The organism is Paraburkholderia sp. BR10141 (genome assembly GCF_056155635.1).
The window spans coordinates 25,771-32,048 of the sequence record NZ_JBMIQH010000053.1 but is presented as its reverse complement, the minus strand read 5'-3'; the positions used below and the strand labels follow the sequence as shown (position 1 = coordinate 32,048).

Sequence of the window (6,278 nt, the reverse complement as noted above, 5' to 3'; positions counted from 1 at the left end):
ACTTTAGTGTGAGACTCTTGATACTTTTGCTGCTCCCGGCTTCATTCCGAAGAACAAGACCAGGTCGCCACCGCATCAAGCGCCCACACTTATCGGCTGTAAATTTTTAAAGAGCAATTCGTCTTAATCGCTTCGTTTTCGTTCGCAGCGATCAGCGAAGGAGGCGAATTATGCGGGTCATTCCGGATATCGTCAAGCGACTTTCGAATATTTATTTTTGGGGTCCGCTACGCCAATTTTCGACAGCTACCGGTACCCACACGTGACAGGTCGCCCCTTCTGTCACCAAATCGGGAACGGCAGCTGCACGTCACAGCACAATCGAATTCGAGCGCAGTGATGTCGCTGTCGAACAAGCGCCGACGGTCTCGACGACGCCTTCGGGAAGCGGCTGGGGCAACCCGACACAAAACCCTTGCGCGTAGTCGATGCCAATCCCGCTGAGGCGACCGATGATCGCCTCGCTTTCCACAAACTCAGCGATGGTCGCCTTGCCGGCGGCATGGGCCACCTGGTGAATGGACTGGACGATCGTCCGATCGAGGTCGCTGCTGGCAATCCCGCGCACGAAGCTGCCGTCGATCTTCAGGTAGTCCACGGGCAGGCGCTTGAGGTAAGTGAACGAGGACATGCCCGAGCCGAAATCGTCGAGGGCGAATCGGCAGCCGAGTGCTCGCAGGCTCTCCATGAGCGTAATCGCTTTCGAGAGATTGGTGATCACGGCCGTTTCCGTGATCTCGAAGCAGACGCTTTCGAAACTGATTGCGCAACGCTGCTGCTGCTGCACGATGTACGCGAATAAGTCCTCGTCGCCGAGCGACGCGCCGGAGAGGTTGATCGACCAGACGTTTGCGGCGAGATGGCCCGCCGCAATGGCTTCGAAAGCACGGCCGATCACCCATCGATCGACGAGCGGCATCAAGTTGAAGCGCTCGGCGGCGCCAATGAAGTACGCGGGAGGAATCACTTCACCCGATTCGTCGACCATGCGCAGCAGCAACTCGACATGCACTTCTTCGCCGGGACCGCCCTCCTTGAGCGACTTGATCTGTTGCGCGTAGAGGCGGAAGCGGTCGTGCTCGAGCGCGGCCTTCACGCGGGCCACCCACTCCATCTGCGTATGGGTGGTCGACTGGAGCTGATCTTCGAGGCAATACTGGTGCACGCGGTTGCGGCCTTTTTCCTTGGCCATATAACAGGCGACGTCTGCCGCCTTCATGATGTCCCACGTCGAGATTTGCGCGGCATCCACCTCCACCACACCGATGCTCACGCCGGTCGTCAGCAAACGCTGGTCCCAGGGTAGCCGGATGACCGTCACGGCCTCCCGCAGATCCTCCGCGACCCGCAGGGCGTCGTCGATGCAGCACTCCGGCAGCACGACACCGAATTCATCGCCGCCGAGGCGGGCGAGGATATGGGCAGCGCGCAGCTGCTCTTTCAGGGCACCACCCACACTGCGGATCAATTCGTCGCCGGCCGCGTGGCCGCACGTATCGTTGACGACCTTGAACTGATCGAGGTCGAGGAACATCACCGCATGCGGGCGTGTCCCGGCCTTCTCGAGCAAGCTCGAAAGCCGGCGCTCGAATTCGCGGCGGTTCAGCAAACCCGTCAGATGATCGTGCGTAGCCTGATATTCGAGTTCGGCGGCATGCTTGCGCTCCGTGCTCGCGTCTCGAAGCACCATCACCGTGCCCAGCATTTCCTCTTCGTCATCGCGGATCGTCGCCACAGAGCAGGCCACGGGCAGGAGCGAGCCATCCGGGCGCGTCACAGAGAGTCTGCGTTGCGCGTCGTCATCGGCCGCTGCAGCACGGTTGTGCAGACATTGCGCAGTGACGATATTGCCGGACCGCTCGTCGTAGAGATCACAGACGTCGAACAACGGCTTCAGGTAGATATCGCGCGAGGCACGCCCGAGCATGCGCTCGGCGGCGGCGTTGCAATAGGTCACGCTCGCCTGGTTGTCCATGCGGATCACACCGTCGTCGATCGAAGCGAGCGTGGCTTCGGTGAGGCTCTTTTCCTTCGCGGCGGCCGCTTCTGCGCGCTTCAACCCGGAGATATCGAAGAGGCAACCGACGATGCGCGTCGCCCGGCCGCTCTCGTCGCGTATGGCCTTGCCGCGTCCCCGGCACCACAGATATCGACCATCGGCCATTCGCAGTCTGTACTCGACGTCGTAGAGGCTGTCATGCTTCAGATGGTTGATGATGGTCTCGCGCAAACGGAGCAGATCCGCAGGATGCACGAGCGCATTGAACGCGCGGGTGTCCATGGGGAGGTCGCCGTCGCCATACCCGAGTTGCTGATACAGATAGCGAGAATAGTAGGCACGGTCGTTGACCAGGTCCCAGTCCCATAGCCCAGCGTTGATGCCTTCGAACCCGAGGCTGAGACGCTCCTCGCTCAAACGCAAACGAGCGGCAAGTCGCTGGGAGAAGCGCAGCATCGATAGCACAACGCTGCACGCGAGTGCCGCGACGAGCCACGCTATCGCAGGACGGGACTGCTGAGCGAACACGGCCGCCGCAACGGCACTCATCCACATGGGGACGAGCACCACAACGATTCGACCGCGGCGGTTGCCTTCGGTAAGCCAGCTCACTGCGCGTGTGATCAGTCTCATGGCTGATTTAGTATTCTTCTTGGTTCAGCTTCCATGCGTCGCGTGCGCGCGGCACTACGAGACAGAGTCACAGTAAAGCGTGACGGCGTGTATCTGGAAAACGCGCAAACGGAGGAAGGCCCACGGACGGGTGGGTAAGTCTACCTGCTTTCCCTATTCAGATTGAATGGGGATTACCCGCGGAAGTCATTCATGTTCGCGAGAGTATGCATTTACGTTCTCGCGTGTGCGAATGATAGGTACGGAAAGACTTGCGAATTCGATTTTGTACCGGCTCGCAAACGTTCGCGAGCCGGCCGTTTTCAGGAATTGAACACAGAGGCCGCCACCGCAGCCTCTGTGCGTCCTCTCGCTTACCGGCTCTGCAGGCGGATATCGCGCGACGAAGCCCCCACATACACCGCGCTGCCAGCAACATAAGCCCAGTCGCTATGCGTCGTGTCCCAAACGCTCTGTGCACGTTCGGTGATCGTCACGCGCACCGGCTGCGACTGACCCGGCTTCAGAAACACCTTCTGGAAACCAACCAGACGACGCGGCGGCTCGCCGGCATAACTCACGCCCAGATAGACCTGTGCCGTTTCCGCACCCGCTACGCGGCCATCGTTGCGCACCGTGAACGACGCTGTGAGCGTATGCCCCGGGCCCTGCTTCACCGTCAGCCCCGAATAGCTGAAGTGCGTATACGAAAGGCCATGGCCGAACTCGTAAAGCGGCGTGATGTTGTTCGCGTCATACCAGCGATAGCCCATGTCCAGCTTTTCGGAGTACACGGGATCGGTCGCGAAGGCGCCGTTCGTCCCCCACGTCGGCGTGTCCTGATCGTGCACCGGGAACGTGACCGGCAGCTTGCCCGAAGGGTTCACCTGTCCGAACAGCACGTTCGCGATCGCCTTGCCGCCGCCCTCGCCCGGATACCATGCCTCGACGATTGCCGAGACCTGGTCCTTCCACGGCATCAGTACCGGATTGCCGCTCTCGATGATCACGATCGTGCGCGGGTTGGCCTTCGCAACGGCCTCGACGAGCTGATCCTGATTCGACGGGTTCGCGAGGCTCAGGCTTTGCAGATCGCCGAAGTCCTCACCCGCAGGCTGCGCCACGACGACGATCGCGACATCGGACTGGCTGGCGAGCGTCGCGGCCTGGGTGATCTCCTGCTGCGTATAGGCGCGGAACGGCTGCGTCTGGTCGGTGTTGCCCGCGAAGCTCACCTGCGCCGAAGGCGCGAGCTGCTGGATCGCCTGGGTGATAGGCGTATTGAGCTTGAGCCACGGGTTGGTCCACCAGCCGCAGCCCGTGGACGAAGCGAACGTGAGCCCGCCGCAGCCCGAGAAGTTGCCCGTGACCGGATCGCGCGTATTGCCCGAGCCGCCGCCGCTCAGCACGGCCGTATCGGCGTGAGCGCCGATCACCGCGATCTTGTGCAGGCTCGGGGCCGAAAGCGGCAGCTGGCTGTTGTCATTCTTCAGGAGAACGATGGATTGTTCTTCCGCAGCCTGCGTGAACGCGTTGTACTTCGCGAAGTCGATCGTGGCACCGCCCTGCGCCGGATGGTCCAGCACGCCCGTGCTGATCATCACATAGAGCTTGCGCCGCACCATGTCGTCCAGACGGTCCTGCGACACGGCCTTCGAAGCGATCGCCTGTTTGACCAGATCGGGCGTGAGGTAGACCGTCGGGCCCACGTCCTCTTCCTCGTCGAGACCCGCGTTGATCGCCGGGGCCGTGCTATGCGTCGCGCCCCAGTCCGACTGCACCTGGCCCTGGAAGCCCCAGTCCTTCTTCAGCACGTCGGTCAGCACATGCGTGTTTTCGCATGCGTAGGTGCCGTTCAGGCGGTTGTAGCTGCACATCACGCTGCCCGGGCGCGCTTCCTTCGCCGCGATTTCGAACGGCAGCAGATAGAGTTCGCGCAGCGTGCGCTCGTCGATCTGGCTGTTGCCCCCCTGGCGGCCCGTTTCCTGTTCGTTGCCGACATAGTGCTTGATCGTGGCGATCACCTGCTGGCTTTGCGTACCGATGGTGCGCGCCGCCAGAATTTCGCCCGCCAGCACGGGGTCTTCGCCGAGGTACTCGAAGAGGCGCCCGCCGCGCGGTTCGCGCGCGAGGTTCGTGCCACCGCCCAGTCCCATGCCGAATCCTTGCTCGCGCAACTGGTCGGCTATGCGTGCGCCGAAGTCGCGCGCGAGATAGGGGTCCCAGCTTGCCGCGAGCGCGATCGTCGCCGGAAAGGTCGTGCTCTTCTGGCTCGTGCTGCCGGAGCCCGTTGCGGAATCAACCATATTGAGGTCGGGAATGCCCAGACGCGGCACGCCCTGAATATAGCCCGCGCCGCCGCCCGGCACGGCGCTCATCTGATATTCGGAATGGATGAACTGGAGCTTCTCGTCCTGCGTCATGCGCTTGAGCAGCAGGTCGGCACGAACGTGCGCGCCGAGGTTCTGGGGGATGGCCATCAATGGCATCGGCAACGGATAAGGTACGTCGTTGCTGCTGTCGCCGGCATGGGCGGTAGCGGCCATCGCAATCAGCACGGCGGCGGTGGGCCAACGGGTGATCCTCATATGTCTCTCCGAGAGTTCGAATACGTTATGGAGTACTGATCAGACCGGTAAACAGGTCTGGCAGAACGGCCGGCCGCGTCGGGCACCGGCAGACTTCCTGCGGGGAAACCGGTTTAGTTGCAGCGCGCAAACGTTTGCTTTGATGCATCCGCTTTGGCTTCGCCGGTTGATGTAGCAAAACTCCAAATAATCATATAAAAACTATTGAGTACCCTTACGGGCTTTTATCTCAGTATTTTCCCGGCTGGCGGTAGCTAACACGCATGAAAGGCGCCAAACCGACAGGTAATTGCAAGCTACCGGTAATGTGATTGTTGCGAATGCAACGGAAATTCGGCATTCGATGTGATTTGCATGACGCTCGCGAATGCGGCGCGCCGGCCTGTGAACGCGGCGTGCAGCGCGCATCGCGGGTCGAAAAAAGCTAATCTGTTACGAGGCCTGCGCAAGCGGCGGCGCCGCCCCTGCGCGCGCGCGATCGACATCACTGTAAGGAGTGACCACGATGGAAAGGCAACGCAAGGTTCCCCGAATCGCGTCGGCCCTGCTCGCTGCAATGTGCGCATTCGCAATGGCAAGCAGCGCACTCGCGCAAACGGGCATGCCCCAAACGGAGCAGCAAGGCGACATCTCGTTCGTCTCCGGCGGGGTCGGCCGCGACGAGTCTTCCGCACTGCGGCACGCGCGCAGCCAGTGGCCGCTCTCGATGCTGTTTACCGGCCCCGGTTCGAGCTATGTGGCCGACGTGCACGTGCAGATAACGAACGCTGGCGGCACGTCGGTGCTCGACACGCGTTCGCACGGTCCGTACATGCTCGTGCGACTGCCGGCCGGACGCTACACGATCACCGCCACCTATAACGAGGTAACGAGGACGCAGCGTGTAAACGTCGCCGGCAATGGCAGCGCGCGTGCGACGTTCTCGTTCCCGGGCAAGCACTGAGCACGAATCGTTTCCGGCCGGTCGGGATGGCTCACCAGGGAACGACTCTGGTGCCCGGATTGTTTCTGTGCAACCGCCGTGTGCAACTGCCGGAACAACGGGGAGAACTGCGCGAATCACTCCACTCCGCTGGAAT

General features: G+C 61.7%; 3 protein-coding genes. 1 reads left to right on the top strand and 2 read right to left on the bottom strand.

The window, feature by feature from the left end; genetic code table 11:
- Positions 1-310 precede the first annotated feature (310 nt).
- Both ACOJB8_RS38240 and ACOJB8_RS38235 read right to left on the bottom strand, forming a co-directional pair.
- Positions 311-2,632 carry an EAL domain-containing protein gene (locus ACOJB8_RS38240; RefSeq protein WP_475017308.1) on the bottom strand — a complete coding sequence of 774 codons (2,322 nt, stop codon included), beginning with the start codon at positions 2,630-2,632 and terminating at the stop codon, positions 311-313.
- A gap of 353 nt (positions 2,633-2,985) precedes the next feature.
- Entirely contained in the window at positions 2,986-5,199 is a 2,214-nt protein-coding gene (locus ACOJB8_RS38235) for a glycoside hydrolase family 3 C-terminal domain-containing protein (protein ID WP_475017306.1), read from the bottom strand.
- A 505-nt stretch (positions 5,200-5,704) separates the two neighbouring features.
- On the opposite strand from ACOJB8_RS38235, the gene ACOJB8_RS38230 reads away from it, so the two are divergent.
- Entirely contained in the window at positions 5,705-6,142 is a 438-nt protein-coding gene (locus tag ACOJB8_RS38230; protein ID WP_069266552.1) for a carboxypeptidase-like regulatory domain-containing protein, read from the top strand.
- Positions 6,143-6,278: the final 136 nt, after the last annotated feature.